Here is a 23,149-nt window from a genome sequence, read left to right as displayed (position 1 = left end):
TCGGTCCTGAGCGCTGTGCCTCAGTGGCGATCGCTCATTGCCCGGGTCAGGCGAACCAGGTTCACCACGTTGGCCATCATCCGTCCCCCAAACAACACCGGTCGCGATTGTGAGAACTGCTCCTTGAGCTTGTCGGCGACGTCCTCCGGCGTTTCGCGATGCAGACCGATGACTTGCAGCGTGTCGCGCAAGGCCGGCAGGCCTCTCATTTCTGCGTCGCGTGCCTGCATTTCGTATAGGAATTCGTCGCTTTTCGGAGAGCTCGTGACCTGATCGATGTTCAGACCGAAATGCTCCGGCGTTGCCAGTGCCTGAAACTCTCCGACGCGAATCGTGCGCAACAAGCGGCACATCGCATCGAGATTCAATGGCATGACGTCTTTCATGAAATCCTGCGTATCGCTGGTCGCAGGGAAGTGGTTCTCGCCGATCTGAAAGCCCACGACCTTGTTGGCGTCGAGCATCCACGACACGCGATGGAGATCGCCCGGATCGATGCAACTCACCACCACATTGAATGCCTTGGCCTGATCGCTGAATTCGGTGGCGTTGGCCAGCGTGTAGATCGCATGCTTGACGTCGCTTTTGTGGGTGCCGAGAAAGTAATCCTTTACGCGGCTCCAGAGGCTGTCCAGCGACTTCTCGTTAGCGGCGAACATGCACTTCTCGATCGTCTCGTCGCTCAACGAGCGCGTATGGTTGCCGTTCGGTGAGATGAGGGTCAGCGGACTCGTCATACAGCAGGATCCTTTTCCGGGTTTGAGGGGTTGGGGGTTTCGGGAGACGTTCGGAGCCGGACTTGCAAAGCGATGTCCCATCGCGAACGATAGGATTTTCCCTAGAGGAAGCCCACTTGTATTTCAGGAATCGCTTCGTTGCCCGGCAGGAATTTGAGGGCGCTGATAGCATGGATGCGTGACACGCCCCCGCGTGCTGCGTGCTATGCCACCTTCGAGGAGTTCCCGATGTCGATTTCCCTTTATCGCGCCACCATTCCCGTGTATCTGCGCGGCCTGACCGTCATGGCCGACTACATCAAGAAGGCTCGCGCGCATTGCGAAGCCAGATCCGTCGATCCGGATTCGATTCTCAAGGCCAGACTGGCGCCGGACATGCTCGATTTCATCGGGCAGATCCAGCGCGTGAGCGATACGGCGAAATTCGCGGTGGCGCGTCTGACGGGTGTGGAGGCGCCGAAGTTCGAAGACAACGAAACGACGTTCGATCAGCTGCGCGATCGCATCGCGAACACGGAAGCCTTCGTCGCTGGCATCCTGGAAGACCGCTTCGACGGTGCCGAGTCGCGCCAGATCACGTTGAAGTTCAAGGCATATCAGACCACGATGGATGCCGTCGATTACCTGTTCAAGTTTGCGTTGCCGAACTTTTATTTCCACGTGACGACCACGCATGACCTGTTGCGTGCGCAAGGTGTGGAAGTCGGCAAGACGGATTACCTGGGGCCGTTCGAGATGCAGTCCGTGTGACGCCCGCAAGGCGCGTGCGAGCGCTTGAATGACGAAGGCGGCAGCGACGGTGAATGCCTCGTCGCTGCCGCCTTTGGTGCTTTCGCCGACGCACTGGGCCGGTAGCCTGCGCTGAGGTTAATGCGTGGCGATCGGCAGGTACATGCGGATGTCGTCGCAAAAGCCGTTGCCCACGCGCATGGCATCCGGCTCGCGCCCGATTTCGACGAAGCCGAACGACTGATACAGGGCGATGGCCGCGCGATTGTCGGCGTTGACCTGCAAGGTGACGTGGCGCAGTCCGGGCTGCGAGCGTGCAAGGGCGAGCGCGGCTTCGAGCAGCCTGCGCCCGACGCCTCGCCCCCTGGCGCTCGCATGAACGTACATGCCCCATAGAAAGCCCACATGCGCGAAGTTTCTGCGGGTTTGACGTCCCAGCCCGAGCACCCCGATGAGCCGTTCGTCTTCGAAGGCGCCGAACACGCCGGCGTCCGGGCGCGCGATCAGCCATTCGCGCACGCGCTCGAGGGGCCAGTCTTTCTCCTCCTCGTAGCTCGATCCGAACGCTTCCGGGTGCGCTTGCAATCCCGCGAGACGCAGCGCCTGAAACGCAAGCGCGTCGGTGGGAACGAGGCGCCGGATGTCCACGGCTGCCGAGGGTTGTCTCATGGCAGACGCGGCTCCATCATCGCGAGCACCGTGCGCGCCGCCTCTTCCGAAGACGCCGGATTCTGACCCGTCACGAGGCGCCCGTCGCCGACGACGTGCGATTCCCAGTTGCCTGCCTTCTCATACAGGCCGCCCAGACGCCTGAGTTCGTCCTCGACCAGAAACGGCACCACGTCGGTCAGGCCGACGGCCGCTTCTTCATCGTTGGTGAAGCCGGTGACATGGCGTCCGCGCACGAGCGGCTCGCCATTGGCCGCGCGCACCTGACGCAGCACCCCCGGCGCGTGGCAGACGAAACCGATGGGCTTGCCTGCGCGCTCAAAGGCTTCGATCAGATGAATGGAGTGCGGGTCTTGCGCCAGATCCCAGAGCGGGCCGTGGCCGCCAGGGTAGAAGACGGCGTCGTAGTCGTCGGCGTTGACGTCCGCGAGCCTGAGCGTGTTGGCAAGCGCCGTCTTGGCTTCCGTGTCGTCGCGAAAGCGTCGGGTGGCTTCCGTCTGGGCGTCGGGCTCGTCGCTCTTCGGGTCGAGCGGCGGTTGGCCGCCGGCGGGCGATGCGAGCGTCACGGCAAGCCCTTCGTCGATGAACACGTAGTAAGGCGAGGCGAATTCTTCGAGCCAGAAGCCGGTCTTCTTGCCCGTGTCGCCGAGGCGGTCGTGCGAGGTCAGAACCATCAGGATGTTCATGAAACGTCTCCCTGTCGAATCGGCCATGCGATCCATTCTACCCGTCATGTATCATCGGCGAAACCGGTTGCCAGCCGGTAACAAGCCGTCTACAAGCCGTCTACAAGCCGTCCCAAAGCCGTCCACAAGCGCCATAACAAGGAGAAAAGAGATGCAGTTGATAGGAATGCTGGATTCCCCGTATGTTCGCCGTGTCGCGATTTGTCTGAAGTTGCTGGGCCTGCCTTTCGAGCACCGTCCGTTGTCCGTATTCCGGACGTTCGACGAGTTCGCCGGCATCAACCCTGTCGTGAAGGCGCCCACGCTCGTGACCGACGACGGTACGGTGCTGATGGACTCCACGCTGATCCTGCAATACCTCGAATCGCGGGTCGATCCTGCGCAGCGGCTGGTGCCTGTCGAGCCGGCGGCGCATGTGCGCTCGCTGCGTTTGAGCGGACTGGCGCTCGCGGCATGCGAGAAGTCCGTGCAACTCGTGTACGAGCGTGAACTGCGCCCGAGCGAAAAGCGCCATGCGCCGTGGACAGACCGCGTGCGCACGCAGGTCCATGCGGCGTTTCATGCGTTGGAAAAGGAACTGGCGCAAGTGCCGGTCGTGGCAACGCCCGATCAGATTGGCGAGCACGGCGTCACGATCGCCGTGGCGTGGCGTTTCCATCAAATGATGCTGCCGGAAATCGATTTCAGCCGCGACTTTCCGGAGATCGAAAAGTTTTCGGCGCAGGCCGAAGCCTTGCCGGCGTTTCGCGAGACGCCGCCGGTGTGACGACTGGGAGGTAACACCGAGATGCTGCCGAAATACCGCTGAAATGCTGCTCATGTGTCGCTCATAGGCGCTCATAGGCGCTCATATGGCGCTCATATGGCGTACGGCAACGGTATGAGGGATGAGGCAAGGAACCGCGCCGGGCGACCCCGGCGCGATCATGAGGCGTCAGTTCTTGAGTCGGTAGCCCGTCTTGAACATCCACGCCACGATGGCGAGGAAGATCGCGAGGAACAGCAGCGTCATGCCGAGACTTACGGCAACGCTCACGTCCGCCAGTCCGTAGAAGCTCCAGCGAAAGCCGCTGATGAGATACACGACCGGATTGAACAGGGTGACCGCGCGCCAGAACGGCGGCAGGATGCTCGTCGAATAGAAGCTGCCGCCGAGGAACGTGAGCGGTGTGATGATGAGCAGCGGCACGAGTTGCAACTTCTCGAAGCCATCCGCCCAGATCCCGATAATGAAGCCGAGCAGGCTGAACGTGACCGCCGTGAGCACCAGAAAGAAAATCATCCAGATCGGGTGCTCGATGCGCAACGGCACGAACAGGGCGGCCGTGCCGAGCATGATGACCCCGAGAATGATCGATTTCGTGGCTGCGGCGCCCACATAGGCGCACACGATTTCCATGTACGACACAGGGGCCGACAACACCTCGTAGATCGTGCCGGTGAAGCGAGGAAAGTAGATGCCGAACGAGGCGTTCGTCACGCTTTGCGTGAGCAGCGAGAGCATGATGAGGCCCGGCACGATGAACGCGCCGTAAGGCACGCCTTCGATTTCCGGAATGCGCGAACCGATGGCCGCGCCGAACACCACAAAGTACAGCGAGGTCGAGATGACCGGGGAGATGATGCTCTGCATCAGCGTGCGACGCGTGCGCGCCATCTCGAAGTTGTAAATCGCCCTGACGGCGTAAAGATTCATGGCGCGGCTCATCCTTCTTTCTTGTGCACGAGCGAGACGAAGATGTCTTCGAGCGAGCTTTGCGTCGTGTGCAGGTCCTTGACCGAAATACCGGCGCGCTCCATGTCGCGCAGCAATGCGGCAATGGACGTCTGCTCGATATTGGCGTCGTAGGTGAGCACGAGTTCGCTACCGTTCTCACTGAGCGTGAGGCCGTAACCGGCAAGCGCCTCGGGCACTGCAGGGATCGGCTCGGTCAGTTGCAGCGAAAGCTGCTTGCTGCCCATATGGCGCATCAGTTCGGTCTTTTCCTGCACGAGCGTGATCTGCCCGCCGGTAATGATGCCCACACGGTCGGCCATTTCCTCGGCTTCTTCGATGTAGTGCGTGGTGAGGATCACCGTTACGCCGGTCTCGCGCAGCGATTGCACGAGACGCCACATGTCGCGGCGCAACTCCACATCGACACCGGCGGTCGGCTCGTCGAGAAACAGCACGCGCGGCTCATGCGAGAGCGCCTTGGCGATCAGCACGCGTCGCTTCATGCCGCCCGACAGTTGCATGATGCGGCTGTCCTTCTTCTCCCAGAGCGAGAGCGAGCGCAGCACCTTTTCGATATACGCGGGATTCGCCGGCTTGCCGAACAGGCCGCGCGAGAACGAGACGGTGGCCCACACCGATTCGAACGAATCGGTGGTCAGTTCCTGCGGAACGAGGCCGATGGCTTCACGCGCGGCACGATAGTCCGTGACGATGTCGTGTCCGTCGACGGTGACTGCGCCTTCGCTGGGACGCACGATGCCGCAGATGATGCTGATGAGGGTCGTTTTGCCGGCGCCGTTCGGGCCGAGCAGGGCGAAGATCTCGCCGCGCTGGATTTCCAGGTCGATGTTCTTGAGCGCCTGGAAACCTGTCGCGTACGTCTTCGACAGATTTTTGATTGAGATCACGGATGGCATGGCGGCGACGATAGCACAGGCGTGACGAACTTGTCGGACACGTTGGGCGGCGCAAAAAAAGCGGGCGTCGGGACCGCCGTCGATCCCGATCCCGCATGCTTCGGCGTGCTTCGGCGCGGTGTCCCGCAGCCGAACATCCCCGCGCCTGCGCCTTAGCCCTTGGGCATTTCCTTGGGCACGATCACCATCCAGTTCATGCCGAAGCGGTCCTTGACCATACCGAACGTTTTGGCGAAGAAGGTTTCGCCCAGCGGCATGTTGATCTCGCCGCCTTCGGCCAGTGCGTGAAACGCCTTTTCGGCGGCGGCGACTTCAGTGAAATCCACCGACAGCGCGAAGCCGTCGAACTTCGGCTTGCCGCTCACCATGCCATCGGAGCCCATCACCATCGATTCGCCGATGAAGAACTCCCCATGCATGATCTTGTTTTCGCTGCCCGGCGGCAGCATGCCTTCGGGGCAAGACTCCGGGCTTTCGCCATACCGCATCAGCATGCCGGGCTTCGCGCCCAGCGTCTTGACATAAAAATCGATCGCTTCTTCACAACGGCCTTCGAAAAACAGATAGGAATGAACTTGCATGGAGCGCTCCTCGATGTGTCGGAATCAAAAGGGGCCGGAAGGGGACTAGGGAGTGACGGCACCCGGCCAGGAACCTGTCATCGGTCCTACGTCGTCGATACCTCGGTACATAGACACACCATAGTGCCTATGCTGCCGGGTCGCGAATGTGACGTGGTCCACGGACCGATGACGCAGTGCAACTTGCCTTTGTGGACAGTGTACACAAACAATAGCAGACATAATGGACACTGTCCACAAGAGGTAGTCATGTCAGAACAAGAAACAACGTCCGGCCCGGCGCGCGCGACATACCGTCACGGTGACCTGCGTCGGGCATTGCTGGAAGCGGGGATTGCGCTGGCGCGCGACGGCGGTCCGGATGCCGTGATCCTACGGGAAGCGACGCGCCGCGCCGGGGTCGTTCCCAATGCCGCGTATCGGCACTTCGCAAATCGTCAGGATTTGCTCGACGCGGTGCGCGCGGCGGCGCTTGCCGAACTGGCGGTGGCCATCGAGCACGAGCAGGCGATGATCGATGCGACTTCGCTGCCCGATGGCGAGGCACGTTCGCGCGCCGTGCTGCGAGCGGTGGGTATCGGCTATCTGCATTTCGCGCGACGTCAGCCCGGGTTGTTCCGCACGGCGTTTGCACCTTCGGAGAATGTGCGCTCGGCCGGTGGTCCCGAGAAGGCCGGGGCGAGCGGACTGAATCCGTTCGAACTGCTCGGGGCTGCGCTCGACGGTATGGTCGAGGCGGGCATCATCGATGCGACGCAGCGACCCGGCGCGGAGTACCTGGCGTGGGCGGCCGTGCACGGTCTGTCGGTGCTCGTCATCGACGGCCCGTTGCGCGATTTGCCCGATGCCCAGGTCGACGCGCTGGGGCAACGACTCGTTGCCATGGTCGAGCAGGGGCTGTAGACGTTCGCTAAACGTTTGCCAACCGCACCGATGTCATCGACGCGTGGCCGGGTCGCCGCCGAATGTCGTCAGGCGAGGCGTCAGCAAATCCGCAAGCCAGTTCATGAAAGCCTGCACGCGGCGCGGCAGATGTCGGCGGTTGGCGTAGAGCAGGGATACGGCCAGCGGCTCGGCCTGAAACTCGGGCATCACCTCGCGCAGTGCGCCATCGGCAAGCAGGGCGCGCACGCCGCCTTCCGGCGCCTGAATCAGGCCGAGTCCGGCAAGGCACGCCGCCTGATAGGCATCGGCGTTATTGACCGCGAGCACGCCGTCCATCGGCCATTGCGTGTAACGCTCGCCGTCGTGGTACTCCCAGCCTGTCGGACGGGTGCCCAGCGTCGTGGTGTAGTGAATCAGGCGGTGTGCGCTGAGGTCTTGCAACTTGGTAGGCACGCCGTAGCGCTCGAGGTACGCCGGACTGGCCACGTTGATCTGACGCATATGGCCGAGCGGTCGGGCGATCAACGTCGAATCGGCAACTGCTCCCACGCGCAGCACGCAATCGAACCCTTCGCGCACGAGATCGACGCGCCGGTCGGTGCTCGACAGTTCCACGCGCAGCGCGGGATGCTGCGCCAGGAACGTCGGCAACTGCGGGATGACGGTCGTGCGCGCAAGCGTTGCCGGCAGGTCCACACGTAGCCGTCCCGTCAGCGCCTCGCCGCGCGGCACGAACATCGTCTCCCACTCTTCCATGTCGGCGAGCAGGTCCTTGCAGCGCTCGAGACACGCCTGTCCGTCCTGCGTGAGTTGCACGCGGCGCGTGGTCCGGTGCAGCAAGCGCGTGCCCAGTTTCGTTTCGAGTTGCTTGATGGCGTTGGACACGCTGGCGCGCGGCAGGCCAAGGCTGTCGGCCGCCTGGGTGAAACTGCCGGTCTCGGTAACGCGCACGAAGATGCGCATGGCGTCGATCTGATGCATGGCGGCAAGCAGGCAATCCGTGGGACCGGATGCGTCATTGTTATTGGAATTTGATCAGTGCAATCAGATTCGATGGATTTATTGGTGAAATTCGATGCAATAGCATGTTGAACATACCGCGACATTTGAGGTGAGCGCCCCGTCCGGCGGTCCCCGACGAGCGCAGACAGCCGCGGCAGACGAGATCGATGGCCCGAGTGGCCGTCCGATGTGTTCAACGAAGGCGGCACCGACCTGTGGCGCCCAACGCAACCCGCATTCAGGAGAATCACCATGACCCGCAAGATCGCGCTCATTACCGGCGGCAGCCGCGGCCTTGGCCGCGCTTCGGCACTGGCCGTGGCGCAACGAGGTACGGACGTCATCCTCACTTACCGCAGCCAGCGTGCCGAAGCCGAAGCGGTGGTCGCCGAGATCACGCGAATGGGCGCGAAGGCCGTGGCACTTGCGCTGGACGCCTCGGACTCGACCCAGTTCGCCCCGTTCGCCGCCGACGTCAAACGCCGGCTCGGGGAGGTGTGGCAACGCGACACATTCGACTTCCTCGTGAACAACGCAGGCACGGGGCTGCACAAGTCGATTATCGAGACGACGGAAGACGAGTTCGACTTTCTGGTGAAGCTACACCTGAAGGGGCCGTTCTTCCTCACGCAGACCTTGCTGCCGATGATCGCCGACGGCGGACGCATTCTGAACGTGTCGAGCGGGCTGGCGCGCTTCACGCTGCCGAATGCCTCGGCGTACGCCATGATGAAGGGCGGCATCGAGGTGTTCTCGCGTTATCTCGCGAAGGAACTGGGCGCACGCGGCATTCGGGCCAACACGATCGCCCCGGGCGCCATCGCCACGGACTTCAATGGCGGCACGGTGCGCGACAACCAGGGCGTCCATCAAATGGTCGCGAGCAATACCGGGTTGGGGCGCGTGGGCGAAGCCGATGATATCGGCGGTGCCGTGGCGGCGTTGCTGAGCGACGAGACGGGCTGGATCAATGGCCAGCGCATCGAAGCATCGGGCGGCATGTTCCTCTGAGAGGTTGCCTGCATCGCGCGCGAGGCGCTCAGTGAGCCGGGCGGCGCGAGCGCATCGAGCCGGACCAGGCAACGGCGCCGACGATGCACACGCCGCCGATCGCCATCTTGAGCGTCGGGGCGGTACCGAACAATACCCATGCGAAGGCGATCGCGTAGACCGGTTCGAGCGCAATCACCACGGCGGCCTGACTGGCTTTGACGGCGCGCAGTGCGTGAATGAAGAGGGTGTAGGCGAGTGCCGTGCAAACGACGCCCAGACAAGCGAGCCACCCCCACTGTACGCCGGGCAAGGCGAGCGCCTCACGCCAGGAGAACGGACCGAGCACGACAAGAATGCCCAGGCATTGCCACCAACTCGCCTGCAATGGCGACGCCTGCGCGCCAAGCACCCGGTTCGACAGCGCGATGACGGCATAAAGCGCCCCCGAGAGCACGCCCCACGCCAGCCCGAGCGTTGCGCCCGCCTGCCAGTCGAACGCCGGTGTGACGAGCGCAAGTCCCAGGCAAACGAGCGCGATCACGCCGGCGTCTCCCAACGAGGGGCGTTCCCGGCGTAGTGGCCACTCCATCAGGATCACGAACGCCGGGAAGCATGCGAATCCCAGCGTGCCGACGGCAACGCCCCCGGCCTTGATCGCGAGAAAGAAGGCGAGCCAGTGCATCGCGAGCCATCCACCGGCGACCATCAGACGGGCTGCTGAGCGCACCGGTAGGCCATGCCACGGCGCGCCCCCCGAGAGTCGCGCGACGCCTCGTAATCCGGCCACACCGGCGAGCGCAATCACGGTAAGCGCGAGCCACGAAAACAGTCCGCGTCCGAAGACGATCAGCGTGCTGCTTGCGGCAATGTGTTCGCCGAACAGGGCCGACGCGCCAAACAGCATCGCCGCCACATGCAGCGCGACCTGCTGACTCGCGCCGCCCGGCGCGGTCGGGGGCGTGACAGCGCGAGACGCCTCAGGCATCGCCCGTGCTGTCGGGGCCGCCCGGGCCGCCGGCGCCGTCGTGGCCGGGCACCGGCACGGCCGTGGTGTACATGACCTGCTTGAGCGCGAAGCTCGAACGAATGTTCCGGATGCCCGGAATGCGCGAGATACGATCGGTAATGAGCGTTTCGTATGCGGCCATGTCGCTGACCATGACGCGCAGCAGATAGTCGGCGTCGCCCGACATCAGGTAACACTCCATGACGTTGGGCAGCGCGGTTACGGCGGCTTCGAAGGCGTCCAGCCCGTCGCGGTTCTGGTTTTCCAGCGTGACGTGGATGAAGACGTTAATGTGCAGCCCGAGGCGGGACGGATCGAGCAGCGTCACGCGCTGACGGATATAACCGGCTGTCTCGAGCGCCTTGACGCGCGCGAGACACGGTGAGGGCGACAAATTGACCCGCGAGGCGAGTTCCACGTTGGTGAGGCGGGCGTCGGCTTGCAGCTCCCGCAAAATCTTCAAATCAATGGCGTCGAGTTCCATACCACACTACGCGCGCACCCCGGATAAGGGTCGGCGTTCCGTTCGATTAGCCGCTCGGTAGGCGACAGTGCCGCGATATTAGCCTATTTGGCTGCGTTGTCGGTGCGGGGGCCACAAGGATCTTCAAAACCGGGCCGAATTGGCGTCGCCGCGTCCCGCCCGGGGGGGCGAAGCGTGTAAGGAAATGATATGAACGCCTCCCACCCGTGAGCGGTAGGAGCCAGCAGAAAGGAATCGAAGGCGGAGCCTCACGGGCCAACGGCATCAGAGTGCCCAGATGGAAGACCATAGAGGTTTTCCTAGCAAACCGGAGGCTCCGAAATGAAGCATACGACAGTGGGTGTGGACATTGCAAAGAACGTGATGCAGCTCCATTACATCGACGCAGAGACGGGCGAAATCGTGAACAAACCGGTGAGACGGGGCGCGTTTCTCGAACACTTCGCGAATTTGGCTCCGTGCCTGATCGGGATGGAGGCGTGCGGTGGCTCACAGCACTGGGCCCGCAAGCTCACGACGATGGGCCACGAGGTGAAGCTGATGCCGGGGAAATTTGTGAAGGCGTTTGTGATGGGCAACAAAAACGACGCAGCCGACGCGAAAGCCATCTGGCTAGCCGTGCAGCATGCAGGCAAATCGGTTGCGGTAAAGACGGAAACACAACAGGCGGTACTGGGACTGCACCGGATGCGCGAACAGTTGGTGAAGTTCCGCACAATGCAGATCAACGGCTTGCGCGGCCTGCTTGCCGAGTACGGCGAAGTGACGGGCAAAGGCCGGGCTGCGCTCGATAAGGCGATCCCTGGTGTACTGGAGCGACTGGTCGATCGTCTGCCGGCGATTCTGATCGACACGTTGCGCGAGCAATGGAACGGGTTGGCGGAGCTAGATAAACAGATTGCGAGCATCGAGCGACGTCTGCAGACGTGGATGAGAGAGGACAAAGCGAGCAAAGCGATTGCGGCGATACCGGGCGTTGGTCTGCTGACGGCGACGGCGGCTGTTGCGACGATAGGCGATGCGAAGACGTTCAAATCTGGGCGAGAGTTCGCGGCTTGGATTGGATTGGTTCCGAGGCAAACGGGTACGGGTGGCAAGGTGCATCTGCACGGAATCAGTAAGCGAGGCGATATATACCTACGCAAGCTGTTGATCCACGGTGCGCGCAGCGTGCTGTGTCTGGCGAAAGAGCCAGGGCCGTGGGCCGAAGGAATCAAAAAGCGGCGACCGCTAAACGTCGCAATCGTGGCTCAGGCCAACAGGATTGCCCGCACGATCTGGGCGATCCTGGCGCACGACAGGCAGTACGAACGGGGTTACGTGAGCGTGAAGCCGGTTTAACCGATGAGCGCTGGGTAGCACGACGATTAATTTTTACAGGATGACACGTCGAAAGGTTGCGCTGGCAATCGTATGTAATGACAAGACAGGTCGGACCAGGACTCGCTAAACCTGAATTTTCGGATGAGCTTCGAGCTCGCTAAGGAAATGAGGTGCGGGTCCGCGGATTTCATGGTGGGCCGCAGCGTATCAGGCTGCAACAAGCCCGGATATAAAGCTGCAACCCATCCTGTCGCAGTCAGAGCACGCGAAAAACCGTCGCAAACGGGAGGCGTTCATATAGACGGAAATGTTGTATTTCGGTGTTGTCCGTGCCAGCGGATGACAACATTTGTTGACGGGCGGCGACGGTTTGCTAATATCCCGAACCTGTGAATGAGAACGTTAACGATTCTCATTAAATAAGTGGTTTCTCTAGACACACGGGGTTTCAAGCATGTCGTTTGTTCCGGCTTACCGGGCTCGCCGCACTGCGGCTGGCCGTCTCGCTGCGCGCCCGCTCGCGCTTGCCGCCTTCCTGACCTTCACTGCTGTGGGCGCTGCGCCGGTCTTTGCGCAGCCGTCCGCCGAAGCTGCCGGGACTGCCGGCAGCACCGGCACCACCGGTAGCGCGTCCCCCGTCGATACCGCAGCACCCGCGACGCTCAAGGCCACCACGGTGACGGACTCGGCGCTGCGCGAGACGCCGCAGAATCTGAAGCAATCGGTACAGGCCGGCGCGCTGGGTTCGCGCAGCCAGCTCGACACGCCGTTCTCGACGACGGTGGTCAGCCAGGAGCAACTGGAACAGCGTCAACCGGCCAAGCTTGGCGACGTGTTCGTGACGGACGCCTCCGTGACCGACGGCAGCAATGCCTTCGACGCATGGGCCGGCTACATCTATGTCCGTGGCATGCCCATCGACTGGCAATCGGGCTTCAAGCTCGACGGCATGCCTGTCATGACCTACGGCGTGACCATGCCGTACGAACAGTTCGACCGCGTGGAATTGCTCAAGGGGCTCTCGGGCTTCATGTACGGTTTCGTCGCGCCGGGCGGCGTGGTGAACTACGTGACGAAGAAGCCGACGGACGAGCGTGTGGCAAGCGTCGACGTGGGCTTCCAGTCCGAAGGCATCTGGCGCGAGCACGTCGATCTCGGCGGTCGCGCCGGTCCCAACGACATGTTCGGTGGGCGACTGAACTACACGCACGAGGAAGGGCGCACGTATACCGACGGCAACCTCAACCGCGATACGGTCTCCGTGGCGCTGGACGCACGCATCACGCCCGACCTCACGTGGAACTTCGGCGCGATGTATCAGGACCGCCGCGCCACGGGCACGTCGCCCTCGCTCTCCACGTTCAGCTTCACCGGCAACCAGTTGCCCGGCCCCATCAACGTATCGAATGCCAACCTGCAAACGCAGGCCACGCACCTGAACACGATCACGCAGTTCTACACGACGGGCCTGCAGTATCAGATCAATCCGGACTGGAAGGTGTCGGCCAACTTCGCCTACAACAAGTCCACGCGCGACCGCAACGAAGCCACGCTGAATCTGCTCAACGGGGCGGGCGACTTCCGTGGCCAGAACGATCTGGGCGACGAGGTCAATACGTTCCATGCGTGGCAAGTGAGCGCGGAAGGCAAGGTCCGCACCGGAGCGCTGACGCATCAACTGACGTTCGGATATGCATCGCAATATCAGACGAACGACTATGCGTACGTCTATAGCCCCACCTATACCGGCAACCTCTATCAGGGCACGTCGTATCAGTTCTACGGCGACGGCACGCCGCTTCAGGCCCAGCGCTCCAGCGCCATCGAACAGAAGTCGGTCTTTGCATCGGACACCGTGCAGATCACGGACCGCTTCTCGGTGCTGGCCGGCGGCCGCTTTACGAACTATGACCAGACCAACGCGCAAGGCGTGTCGACGTATTCGACGAACGGTGTTTTTACGCCGACGCTTGCTGCCATGTACAAGCTCACGCCGAACACGACCGCTTATGTGAGCTACGTGGAAGCGCTCGAGGCCGGTGAAGTGGTCGGTTCGAATTACGCGAACGCCGGGGCCGTGCTCAATCCGTTCAAGAGCCGTCAGTACGAAGTCGGGGTGAAGACGGAGCAGGCGACGTGGAGCACGACGGCGGCGCTCTTTCGCATCGAACGCGGCGCCGTCTACACGAACAGCGCCAACGCGCGCGTGGCCGACGGCCAGTCGATCTACCAGGGCATCGAGCTCGCCGGTTCGGTCAAGCTGGGTCCGCAGTGGACATTGGGCGCGAGCGCCATGGCGCTCGACGCGTGGTACGCCCGTACATCCGGCGGCTTCGACGGCAATCGCGTGGGCGGCGCGCCGCGCTTCGTGCTCTCGAGTAACGTCGAATACAAGATTCCGTACGTGCCGGGGCTGTCCGTCGGCGGCGACATTCGTTACAACGGTCGCACCGCGCTCAATCCGCAGAACTCGCTGACGGTGTCGGGCTATACGTTGATCAACCTGGGGGCGACATACCGGACCCGCGTGTCGGGCAAGGACGTGACGTTGCGTGCTGCCGTGAGCAACCTCACCAACCGCAAGTACTGGGAATACCAGTACGACAACTACATCAAGCCGGCCGACCCGCGCATGGTCAGCCTGAACGCGAAGATCGACTTCTGATCGTGTGCCGGGGGCACCGTGCGTGAGCTTGAGCAGCGGCCTTCGGGCCGCTGTTTCGATTGCGGCGGCCGCTCGGCTATCGACGCCATCGAAAAAATCCATCGACGCTTCGAAAAATACGCTTGACTATCTATCTACTGATAGATAAAGTTCGTCACATGAACCGCACCACGACATCGCCCGCTGCACCAACCGTCAGAGAGCAACTGCTCACGCAGGCGCAGACGTTCCTCATGACGCGAGGCTATAACGGCTTCAGTTACCGGGATCTGGCCGAGCGCGTCGGGGTGAAGACATCGAGCATCCATTACTACTTCCCCGCAAAGGAAGATCTGGTGCTCGAAGCGATCAAGGCTTACGACGCTTTCATCGGCGAAGGGCTCGCACAGATCGACGGGTCATTGTCCGCACCGGAAAAGCTGGCGCGGTACTCGCAGGGGTTTGGGCGCATCGTCGAGGACGGTCACCGGATTTGTTTGTGCGGCATGCTCGCGGCCGACATCGAAACATTGCCGGAAACGGTGCGCGTGGCCGTACAGCAATTCTTCGCGTACCACGAAGCGTGGCTCACACGTGTGCTCACGCAGGGCGAGGCGGAAGGGACGCTGAAACTCACGTCGCCGCCCGAGGCGACGGCCCGTGCGCTGTTTGCCGGGTTTCAGGGCAGTGTGATGGCATCCCGATTGTTCCGGGCGCCATCGAGGCTGGAGGATGTGGTCGCGTCGGTGTGCGGCGTAGCTTGAAGCCGCAGCCGGTTGGCAGCCTCGTGTGGTTAGCCCCATGTGGGCAGCGCACGTGGGCAGAGTTATGAAGACAGCATCACTGCGGGAGCGCGTCTCCCGTTTATTTGGGGTAGCTTATCTATCTATAAGTAGATAGATCGTGCGAGCAATAGGCGGGACAATCAGCAACATCATGCGGGACGAACGACGATTGCGATTGAATCGACGTTCACGAAAGGTGTCCCACAGGGGTATTAAGATGGCCGCTTGGCTACCAGGCAACGCCGCGACGGTGTGGCCGGTCAGGGGGTCGAAGTTTGGCAGTGAAATTTCTCTACTTACCAGGAGTTCGTCATGTCGATCGAAAAAGTGCTTTACACCGCCCATGCCACCGCCACCGGAGGCCGTGATGGCCGCGCCGTCTCGTCCGACGGCGTGCTCGACGTCAAGCTGGTCGTGCCCAAGGAAATGGGCGGCCCCGGCGTTGGCGGCACGAACCCGGAACAACTCTTTGCCGCTGGCTACTCGGCTTGTTTTCTCGGTGCGCTGAAGTTCGTCGCGGGGAAGGAAAGGGTGGCGCTGCCGGCTGAAACGAAGATTGACGGCGCCGTCGGCATTGGCCAGATCTCGACGGGCTTCGGCATTCAGGCGGAACTGAAAATCAGCGTGCCGGGCGTGGATCGCGCCGTGGTCGAGGATCTGGTGCAAAAGGCGCACGTCGTCTGCCCGTATTCGAACGCCACGCGTGGCAACATCGACGTGACGCTGACGATCGTGTAAGACGTGAGTCGCCGTGCGGCGAATCGGCAACGGGCAGCCTTCGGGCTGCCCGTTTTGCATGATGCGGTTCGCGCCGCAGACTACTTTGTCTTCACTTCGACCTTGATGCCGTCCGGCAGCACGGTGATCGCGCCGGGTTCGACGTCGCGTCCGCCATATTTGAGCTGTTCCGGCTTGAACGTGTAGATCGGATACTGGTTGAGCACCTGTTGCGCCACGGTGCCGCCGATGGCGGTCAGTTGCTGGCCGTAGGCAGGCGGCATGCCGTTCACGTCGACTCGCTCGACGCTGGGGTTGTCGAGCAGCACGGCGCGCCGCGCGGGGTCGTACTTCAGCGCGCTGGAGATCGCCAGCACCCCTTTGAGCGGCTGGCCTTGCAGCAACACGTTCTGCACCTGGGCATCGACCTGGGTATTGACGCGATTGGCTTGCGGGTTGAAGCCGATCTGCGGATGCGTCAACTCGACCGAGAGTAACTGGCCGTAGTTGAGCGTGGTCGGAAAGCGCTTGTCGACGGCGCTCTCGATCTCCTTGCGCGTCATCGTGTACTCACCGGTCCAGATGTTGTACGCGGCGCGGGCAGGGCGCATCCAGGGTGTGAGCGCCAGCGCGAGCCAACCACCGACCACGAGCCGCAGGCTATCTCGCCTGGAGAAAGTCAGCGCGCCGTCGGTGTCCGTGCGGGCGTCGGCGCGTACAAGCCCGTGGCCTGGGTTATCTGTGCCGCGTGGGGTGAGGATGTCGCGTTGCGAAGTCATGTCACGAGCGCCCGGGTGGCGGGCGTGTCCGAATCGTCGATGGTCATGTGACCCGCGAGGCGTGGAATCGTTCTGAGCGCCGCGTTGGTCCGGGCGGCAGGCGCCCTTGAGCGCCGCAAAAACGGTATCGAACGGGGAGGGACTTCAATAATGCGGCGGAATTTCGTGACGAGGATTGCCGTCGTTGCCGCCGCTTTGTCCTTGCGATTGCATCTGCTGATAAAGCGCCTTGAACTGCTTTTGCAGCAGATCGATTTGCTGTTCCTGGCGGGTGACGATCTCGTTGAGCGTTTCGAGCAGATCTTCCTGAAACGCCGCTTTGATTTCGAGTTCGACGACGCGTGCTTCCAACGATTCCATGAGCTTCTCCGGTGAACGCGGCATTGTAGGTCATTGCAGGCTCCGCGCCAGCCTGCATGGATCGCAAAGTCACGCCTCACGCGCGCGACGGGCATAATCGCAGCATGAAAACCTTTCTGCTGTATGTCGCAACCGCAGTGGCGGAAATCGTCGGCTGCTATCTGCCATGGTTATGGCTCAGGCAGGGGCGCAGCGCATGGTTGCTGGTCCCCGGGGCGATGGCGCTGGCGCTCTTTGCATGGCTGCTCACGCAGCATCCCTCGGCGGCCGGGCGCGTCTACGCGGCGTATGGCGGCGTGTATATCGGCGTCGCCATCGTATGGCTGTGGTTGGTGGACGGCATACGTCCGACGTCCTGGGACATCGCCGGCGTGGTCGTGGCGCTTGCGGGCATGAGCCTGATCGCGTTTCAGCCGCGTTAGGCTCGATGCATCCGGTGCATAGGGTGCATAGGGTGACGTTGCACTGCCGACGTCGGCGACTTCGCACGACCCCAAGCCTCAGCCATGCTGCCTCAGGCCGACGTCTTCACCCGATACGTGCAGCGCTGCCCGCCCGCGAGAATGTGCGTCTCGCGCGACACGGTGCCACGCTCGCCGATCAACGCCTGAAACAGTTCCAGTTCCGTGCGGCAAAATCCCTGACAGGTTTTGGCCGCCGCACAGATCGGGCAGTGATCCTCGATGAGCAGCCAGTCATCGCCATCGCGCTCCACGCGCGCCATATAGCCTTCCGCCGACCGGATTTCCGCAAGTTTCTCCATACGTGCCTCCAGTCCCGGGAGGGGATCGATGGCCCGCTTGTATTGCGTGTGCGTCTCGGCGGCGCGCTGCGTAATCAATCGGTCGAGTCCGTCGTCACCGAAGATCTGGCGGATCGAGCCGATCAGCTGAATCGTGAGCGTGGAATGCGCGTCGGGAAAGCGGCTGTGACCCGCCTCGGTGAGGGTCCATGCCTGACGCGGGCGTCCCGCGCCGCGCGTCGGCATCGTCTCACCCGCGAGCAGGCCATCCGCCACCAGCTTCTGCACTTGCTGACGGGCGGCTTCTGCCGTAATGCCCAGTCCTGACGCGACCTCCGCCGTCGATGCCGGTCCCTGCGTCTTCAGCCAATGCAGCACACGCTCGTGGCCAGCGCCGGGCGTGCCTGCCCTATTATCCAAGTGGTTATTTGGGTAATTCATTGTGAGGCATGTAATATCCAAGAACTTTCTTGCATATTAGTCTCCCGACGGGAGGCTGTCTATCCATGACGACGAGCACGACGATTTCTCATGCGCCGGGCTGGCGCGATTTGCTGAGTGGCAACAACGGCTGGCGTTCGCTGGCGCTGGCGGGCGGGGTGGCGTTGCATGCGACCAACGTCTATGTGGCGACGACGGTATTGCCTTCCATCGTGAAGGACATCGGCGGGCTCGATCTGTACTCGTGGAACACGACACTGTTCGTGGTCGCGTCGATACTGGGGTCGGTGTTCGCGGCGCAGATGCTGTCGTCGCTCGGCCCGCGCGCCGCCTATATCGGCGCACTGCTCGGTTTCAGCGCGGGAACGATCCTTTGCGCGGCGGCGCCGACCATGCCGTGGATGCTGGCGGGACGCACGTTGCAGGGCTTCGGTGGCGGCATATTGCTGGCGCTGAGCTATGCGCTGATCCGACTCGTTTTCGCCCCGCCTTTGTGGTCGCGCGCCATGGGACTGGTCTCCGGCATGTGGGGAGTGGCAACGCTTTGCGGCCCGGCCGTCGGCGGTGTCTTCGCGCAGTTCGGTCACTGGCGCTGGGCGTTCTGGTCGTTGCTGCCGATCGTTGTCGGGCTCGGGCTCATCATCCGGGCACAGGTGAGCGCCGGACGCACGGTGGCGAGTGCCGACGGCGCCTCGCAAAGCCAGGGCGAAGCGCATGCGGTGCCGTGGTTCAAAGTCGTGCTGCTGTGCGCGTCCGCCGTCGCGATTTCCCTGGGATCGGTCGTGAGTTCGCACGCCATCGCGGCGGTCTGGATGCTGGCGGGACTCGTGCTCGCGTGGTGGCTCGCGCACCGCGAGCGTAGCGTGCGGCATGCCCTGCCTCGCCTTATGCCCACGGGCGCGTATTCGTTACGAACGCGTCTCGGTGGTCTTTACGCCGTCATGAGCCTGCTCGGGCTGGCGATGACGAGCGAGATCTATATCCCTTATTTCCTTCAGACCGTGCATGGCCAGACGCCTTTTGCCGCAGGCTACCTCGCCGCGCTGATGGCGGCAGGCTGGTCGGTCGGCTCGATGACGAGCGCCGGGCGTCAGGGCGACGCGGCCGAGCGTCGCGTGCGCCTCGGACCGGTCATCGTCACGCTCGGCATGTTCGCGTTGGCGTGGCTTCTGCCGCAGGCGTCGCTTTTCGCGAGTGCGGCGGGCGTCGCCAGCCTGTGCATCGCGCTGTTCGGCGTGGGTGTCGGCGTGGGCATTGGCTGGCCGCATCTGCTCACGCGGGTGATGACGGCTGCGCGTCCCGGCGAAGCGGGGCTGGCATCGGCCTCGATCACGACCGTGCAGTTGTACTCGATGGCGCTTGGTTCGGCACTGGCAGGATGGGTGGCGAACTCGGCGGGACTGGCGGATGGCGGACTGGCCGAAGTGCAGCGCGCGTCGATCTGGCTGTTTGCGCTTTTCGCGCTGGCGCCGGCGGCGGGCGTCGTCATCATCCTGCGCGGGAAAGTGACGGCGCCCCCCATAAATGCGGGTGGGACACGGGAAGCGAGCTAGGAAGGGGGGCAAGCATCATGATCGATCGCATCACCGCCATGCGTACCTTTGTGCGTGTGGCCGAAGTGGGCAGCTTCACGAAGGCGGCGCTGTCGCTCGACATCCCGCGTGCCACGGCAACGACGCAGGTCCAGCATCTCGAGCGCTGGTTCGGCGTCGCGCTCTTCACGCGATCCACGCGACGCGTCGCGCTCACGATGGAAGGCGCTGCCTATTACGAGCGATGCTCGGCCATTCTCGCGGACGTCGAAGAGGTCGAGTCGGGCCTGTTCGGCGCGCACGCGCAACTGCGCGGTCGCTTGGTCGTTGTGCTGCCGCCGGTGATCGCGCGTGAGGTCGTCATGCCGTCGCTCGCCGAATTTCAGACACGCTATCCGGGACTGGAAATCGCGCTGGACGCGACGCCTGCGCATGGCGACTGGCGCGGTGACGGTGTCGACTGCGGCGTGGTGCTCGGCGAGCTGCCGGACTCGCGTCTGGTGGCGCGCCGTCTCGGCGATCTGCCTCGGGTGACGTGCGCGAGTCGTCGCTATCTCGCCTCGCACGGCACGCCTGTCGACCTCGACGATCTGGCAACGCATACGTCCGTGAAATGGCTGACGGCGCCCGCAGAGTCGCTGGCGTCGCTCGGCGCTGCTGCCGGGCCGTCAGCAGGGGAGGGTTCGAGCATGCCGGCACGCTGCGGCGATCTCACGATGGTGGTAAGCGGCAAGGCCACTTGCGTACGCACGCGCGGGCAATTGCATGTCGGCGACGAGGCCGCATATCTGGCGGCAGGGCTCGAAGGGCTTGGGCTGATTCAGCCGACGTTGCTCGCGGCCGCCCCTTACCTGGCTTCGGGGCGTCTGGTGCCGGTGTTGCCCGAGTGTCCGCCGCCACCGTTGCGGCTGTCGGCGGCCTATCCGGCGCAAAAGCGCGTGTCGCCGCGTGTGCGGGCGTTCGTCGATTGGCTTGCGCTGGTCTGCGAGCCGTTGGGAAGCGCGAAGGCGCAGTCGGGCGCTGATGTGAAGACCGACGCGCGCGAGCATGCCGCTGCCATCCCCCCAGGGGCCCCGGGGGATTATGCGCCGCTGCCGGTCCTGCCCGAGGCGCCACCGTCCGGAAACCGGCGTTCGTTCACGCTGCCGGCGTAGTGATTGCGCTTCTCTTCGTACATGAGCAGGTCGGCGCGCTGAATCGTGGCCTCAAGTCGCTCGCCCGCTTCGCACGTTGCCATGCCCATCGAGAATGACAGCGGCGTCCCCGGGTAGAACGAGTTGTTCAGTTCCACCAACTGACGAATGCTCTCGATGATGGCTGCGCCGCCGGTCGTGTCGGTGGACGGCAATAGCAGTGCGAATTCGTCACCCCCGATGCGTGCCGCGATCTGCGGCGCGACGACGGCCTTGCCGAGGACTTCGCCCGCGCGACGCAACAACGCGTCGCCTGCCGCATGGCCCAACTGATCGTTGACCGACTTCAGGCCATTCAGGTCCGCCACGACCACCGTCACCGGATAGGGGCCCTTGCGTTCGAGCCGGTTGAGTTCGTCCACGTAGAACGAACGGTTGCGCAGCTTGGTAAGCACGTCATGCTTGCCAAGGAATTCCAGATACGACTCCGCCTTCTTGCGCGCCGTAATGTCGGTGAGTGCGACGAGCACCAGGTCCCAGCGCGCCTCGTGACCGGGCAGCACCGCGAACTGAAGATGCACGTTGATTTCGTTGCCGTCGAGTGCGTAGTTAATGACTTCGCGTTGCTGGAAGAGTTTGTTCTCCCAGAGATCGATCAACTGTTCGCGAAAGTTATGCCGCATGTCGTCGCGAAAGACGTCGGGCAGACGGCTGAGCAGCGTGCCCTTGTCCGGTGCGACGAACATGGCCAGCGTGTGGCGGTTCACGTCGAGCACGTCGATTTCCTGCATGCAGCGCTCGACGAACTCCGGGTGCACGTCGGTAAACGTGCGGAAGTCGGTGATGCCGCGTGCGCGCGCATCGTCCAGAAGCAGCTTGATTGCGCTGAAGTCTTCGACCCACAGGGAAACCGGCGAATATTCGAACAGGCCGCGAGCGTATTGCTCGCCCATGGTGACGCGCTCGCGGGCGTGCTCCAGTTCCGTCACGTTTTCCAGCGAGATCAGCACGCGATCGAGCGACGCCTCGTGTCCGGGCAGCACCGAGCCGTTGAGCAATACGTCGAGGCGACGGCCGTCGAGCGTGTAGTTCACCGTCTTGCTGGTGAAGTGAGTCTGGCCGTCCCAGAGCTGGCAAAGCTCTTCGATGTGCGTCTTGAGCATGTCGTCGCGGAATATGCGAGACAGGTTGCCCACGAGCTCGTCGAGCGAAGGGGCGTTGAACATCGTGAGCGTGCGCCGGTTGACCTTGATGACGCGAATGCGTTGCGAGCACTGCGAGACGTGCGCCGGGTCGGCTTTGAAGTGCGCGCGCAGATCGACCACGCCTTGTGCGCGCCATTCGTCGAACAGCCGCTTCACGCCGCTGAAGTCTTCCAGCCAGAGCGAAACCGGCGCGAGATCGAACATCAGGGCGTCGTCGGTGGCGCCAACGGACGACGATGACTGCGAAGAGGGAACGGCGGGCAGAGCGTCCGGCATGTGTCACCTGGTCTGGTTCTGTTTTTAGCCCGCCATTTTACGGTGAAACCCGCTGCATGCCGTGGTGAATCGTTTTACAACAGGGGGGCGCCCGTGTCGCGTTTGACTTCACGCAAGGAAAGCATCGACTCGATGGCCGTGACGCCGGGCAGGGCGCGCAGGACATCGCGCGTGAAACTGCCGTAGTCGTCCAGATCCGTGGCGACTACGCCGAGCAGATAGTCGGCGCTGCCCGAGATGTTGTGGCACGAGACGATCCGGTCGATGGCCTGCACCTCGCGCTCGAATTGTTCGGACAACGCACGGTCGTGCACGGCGAAGCGCACGTGAACGAACGCCGTCACACCGAGACCTAGCGCGCGGTGCGAGAGCTCGGCGCGGTAGCCGGTGATATAGCCCTCGGCTTCGAGACGTTTGAGACGTCGGGCACAGGGCGTCTCGGACAGGGAGACGCGCTCGGCAAGGCGGGCGTTGGAAATGCGGCCATCGCGTTGCACGATGGCAAGAATGGCCCGATCGATGGCATCGAGTTCGTTCATGGTGGGTATCCCGCTACGAAAACAGCTTCAAAGACGGCATTCCACCACGATCCGCGTTGTGCGGGAAGTGTTTCCCTCATCCGTATGGCTTAGGTCGACCGGCAGCGGGTTCGAGGCGGTGGCAGCGCTTTTGTTAGAAAATTCAATAAATATGGAGAAATACGCCAAATATATGGACATTGATGGGAGGAAAACGCTATCTATCACTCACTGAATGGAGAGATCATGAATTGCAATTTCACTCGCGTTCACCCTTCGGAGAAAAGT

The 23,149-nt window shown here is 62.8% G+C and carries 25 protein-coding genes; 11 read left to right on the top strand and 14 right to left on the bottom strand.

Annotated features, from left to right (window positions below):
• Positions 1–20 precede the first annotated feature (20 nt).
• A complete protein-coding gene (locus UC34_RS17405) occupies positions 21–737 on the bottom strand; it encodes a hypothetical protein (RefSeq protein WP_044456561.1) in 717 nt (238 codons plus the stop codon).
• A gap of 228 nt (positions 738–965) precedes the next feature.
• Here UC34_RS17405 and UC34_RS17400 point away from each other — a divergent pair, with 228 nt between their 5' ends.
• Positions 966–1,487, top strand: a complete 522-nt coding sequence (locus UC34_RS17400) for a DUF1993 domain-containing protein (RefSeq protein ID WP_044458332.1) — start codon at positions 966–968, stop codon at positions 1,485–1,487.
• 117 nt (positions 1,488–1,604) lie between these two features.
• On the opposite strand, the gene UC34_RS17395 is transcribed toward UC34_RS17400, so the two are convergent.
• Complete coding sequence (locus tag UC34_RS17395) at positions 1,605–2,135, bottom strand: GNAT family N-acetyltransferase (protein WP_237165137.1); 531 nt, start codon at positions 2,133–2,135, stop codon at positions 1,605–1,607.
• Positions 2,132–2,821, bottom strand: coding sequence for a type 1 glutamine amidotransferase domain-containing protein (locus UC34_RS17390; protein WP_044456559.1), 690 nt, complete (start codon positions 2,819–2,821; stop codon positions 2,132–2,134). The genes UC34_RS17395 and UC34_RS17390 overlap by 4 nt, the downstream gene beginning before the upstream one ends.
• Before the next feature lie 151 nt (positions 2,822–2,972).
• Here UC34_RS17390 and UC34_RS17385 point away from each other — a divergent pair, with 151 nt between their 5' ends.
• Entirely contained in the window at positions 2,973–3,587 is a 615-nt protein-coding gene (locus UC34_RS17385) for a glutathione S-transferase (protein ID WP_044456558.1), read from the top strand.
• A 168-nt stretch (positions 3,588–3,755) separates the two neighbouring features.
• On the opposite strand, the gene UC34_RS17380 is transcribed toward UC34_RS17385, so the two are convergent.
• The 3 genes from UC34_RS17380 to UC34_RS17370 form a co-directional block, all read right to left on the bottom strand.
• Entirely contained in the window at positions 3,756–4,517 is a 762-nt protein-coding gene (locus UC34_RS17380; RefSeq protein WP_044456557.1) for an ABC transporter permease, read from the bottom strand.
• Between the two features lie 8 nt (positions 4,518–4,525).
• A complete protein-coding gene (locus UC34_RS17375; protein ID WP_044456556.1) occupies positions 4,526–5,455 on the bottom strand; it encodes an ABC transporter ATP-binding protein in 930 nt (309 codons plus the stop codon).
• 152 nt (positions 5,456–5,607) lie between these two features.
• Positions 5,608–6,036 carry a VOC family protein gene (locus tag UC34_RS17370; RefSeq protein ID WP_044456554.1) on the bottom strand — a complete coding sequence of 143 codons (429 nt, stop codon included), beginning with the start codon at positions 6,034–6,036 and terminating at the stop codon, positions 5,608–5,610.
• 249 nt (positions 6,037–6,285) lie between these two features.
• Between UC34_RS17370 and UC34_RS17365 the strand changes: the two genes are divergently transcribed.
• A complete protein-coding gene (locus UC34_RS17365) occupies positions 6,286–6,939 on the top strand; it encodes a TetR/AcrR family transcriptional regulator (protein ID WP_044456552.1) in 654 nt (217 codons plus the stop codon).
• 33 nt (positions 6,940–6,972) lie between these two features.
• Here the strand turns inward: UC34_RS17365 and UC34_RS17360 are convergent, their stop codons facing one another.
• The gene (locus UC34_RS17360) at positions 6,973–7,902 is read right to left on the bottom strand and encodes a LysR family transcriptional regulator (RefSeq protein WP_044456551.1); all 930 of its coding nucleotides are present in this window, start codon (positions 7,900–7,902) and stop codon (positions 6,973–6,975) included.
• Positions 7,903–8,175: 273 nt separating this feature from the next.
• Here UC34_RS17360 and UC34_RS17355 point away from each other — a divergent pair, with 273 nt between their 5' ends.
• On the top strand, positions 8,176–8,934 hold the full coding sequence (locus UC34_RS17355; protein ID WP_044456550.1) for an SDR family NAD(P)-dependent oxidoreductase: 759 nt from the start codon (positions 8,176–8,178) through the stop codon (positions 8,932–8,934).
• A gap of 28 nt (positions 8,935–8,962) precedes the next feature.
• On the opposite strand, the gene UC34_RS17350 is transcribed toward UC34_RS17355, so the two are convergent.
• Together UC34_RS17350 and UC34_RS17345 are read right to left on the bottom strand one after the other, a co-directional pair.
• Positions 8,963–9,901, bottom strand: a complete 939-nt coding sequence (locus tag UC34_RS17350) for a DMT family transporter (protein WP_044456549.1) — start codon at positions 9,899–9,901, stop codon at positions 8,963–8,965.
• The gene (locus UC34_RS17345) at positions 9,894–10,406 is read right to left on the bottom strand and encodes an Lrp/AsnC family transcriptional regulator (protein WP_044456548.1); all 513 of its coding nucleotides are present in this window, start codon (positions 10,404–10,406) and stop codon (positions 9,894–9,896) included. The genes UC34_RS17350 and UC34_RS17345 overlap by 8 nt, the downstream gene beginning before the upstream one ends.
• A 321-nt stretch (positions 10,407–10,727) precedes the next feature.
• On the opposite strand from UC34_RS17345, the gene UC34_RS17340 reads away from it, so the two are divergent.
• The 4 genes from UC34_RS17340 to UC34_RS17325 all read left to right on the top strand — a co-directional run bounded on the left by UC34_RS17340 (position 10,728) and on the right by UC34_RS17325 (position 15,896).
• Complete coding sequence (locus UC34_RS17340; RefSeq protein ID WP_044456547.1) at positions 10,728–11,747, top strand: IS110 family RNA-guided transposase; 1,020 nt, start codon at positions 10,728–10,730, stop codon at positions 11,745–11,747.
• A gap of 436 nt (positions 11,748–12,183) precedes the next feature.
• Entirely contained in the window at positions 12,184–14,394 is a 2,211-nt protein-coding gene (locus tag UC34_RS17335) for a TonB-dependent siderophore receptor (RefSeq protein WP_084070766.1), read from the top strand.
• Between the two features lie 158 nt (positions 14,395–14,552).
• Positions 14,553–15,137 (top strand): TetR/AcrR family transcriptional regulator, encoded by a 585-nt coding sequence (locus UC34_RS17330; RefSeq protein ID WP_044456546.1) that lies wholly within the window; start codon positions 14,553–14,555, stop codon positions 15,135–15,137.
• 333 nt (positions 15,138–15,470) lie between these two features.
• Entirely contained in the window at positions 15,471–15,896 is a 426-nt protein-coding gene (locus tag UC34_RS17325; protein ID WP_044456545.1) for an organic hydroperoxide resistance protein, read from the top strand.
• 80 nt (positions 15,897–15,976) lie between these two features.
• Here the strand turns inward: UC34_RS17325 and UC34_RS17320 are convergent, their stop codons facing one another.
• Positions 15,977–16,486 (bottom strand): DUF1439 domain-containing protein, encoded by a 510-nt coding sequence (locus UC34_RS17320; RefSeq protein WP_418303945.1) that lies wholly within the window; start codon positions 16,484–16,486, stop codon positions 15,977–15,979.
• A gap of 312 nt (positions 16,487–16,798) precedes the next feature.
• Entirely contained in the window at positions 16,799–17,014 is a 216-nt protein-coding gene (locus UC34_RS17315) for a SlyX family protein (RefSeq protein WP_044456544.1), read from the bottom strand.
• Positions 17,015–17,118: 104 nt separating this feature from the next.
• Here UC34_RS17315 and UC34_RS17310 point away from each other — a divergent pair, with 104 nt between their 5' ends.
• Positions 17,119–17,436 carry a YnfA family protein gene (locus tag UC34_RS17310; protein ID WP_044458329.1) on the top strand — a complete coding sequence of 106 codons (318 nt, stop codon included), beginning with the start codon at positions 17,119–17,121 and terminating at the stop codon, positions 17,434–17,436.
• A gap of 92 nt (positions 17,437–17,528) precedes the next feature.
• On the opposite strand, the gene UC34_RS17305 is transcribed toward UC34_RS17310, so the two are convergent.
• A complete protein-coding gene (locus UC34_RS17305) occupies positions 17,529–18,176 on the bottom strand; it encodes a helix-turn-helix transcriptional regulator (protein ID WP_335645747.1) in 648 nt (215 codons plus the stop codon).
• An 86-nt stretch (positions 18,177–18,262) separates the two neighbouring features.
• Between UC34_RS17305 and UC34_RS17300 the strand changes: the two genes are divergently transcribed.
• The gene (locus tag UC34_RS17300) at positions 18,263–19,750 is read left to right on the top strand and encodes an MFS transporter (protein WP_044456542.1); all 1,488 of its coding nucleotides are present in this window, start codon (positions 18,263–18,265) and stop codon (positions 19,748–19,750) included.
• A gap of 17 nt (positions 19,751–19,767) precedes the next feature.
• Complete coding sequence (locus UC34_RS17295) at positions 19,768–20,883, top strand: LysR family transcriptional regulator (RefSeq protein WP_052811110.1); 1,116 nt, start codon at positions 19,768–19,770, stop codon at positions 20,881–20,883.
• Here the strand turns inward: UC34_RS17295 and UC34_RS17290 are convergent.
• The gene (locus UC34_RS17290; protein ID WP_044456540.1) at positions 20,811–22,343 is read right to left on the bottom strand and encodes a sensor domain-containing diguanylate cyclase; all 1,533 of its coding nucleotides are present in this window, start codon (positions 22,341–22,343) and stop codon (positions 20,811–20,813) included. The two genes, UC34_RS17295 and UC34_RS17290, sit on opposite strands and share 73 nt — an antisense overlap.
• Before the next feature lie 74 nt (positions 22,344–22,417).
• Positions 22,418–22,882, bottom strand: a complete 465-nt coding sequence (locus tag UC34_RS17285; RefSeq protein ID WP_044456539.1) for an Lrp/AsnC family transcriptional regulator — start codon at positions 22,880–22,882, stop codon at positions 22,418–22,420.
• Positions 22,883–23,149 lie beyond the last annotated feature (267 nt).

This window comes from Pandoraea vervacti (assembly GCF_000934605.2).
Lineage (GTDB): Bacteria > Pseudomonadota > Gammaproteobacteria > Burkholderiales > Burkholderiaceae > Pandoraea > Pandoraea vervacti.
This window is presented reverse-complemented; position numbering and strand designations above follow the sequence as displayed.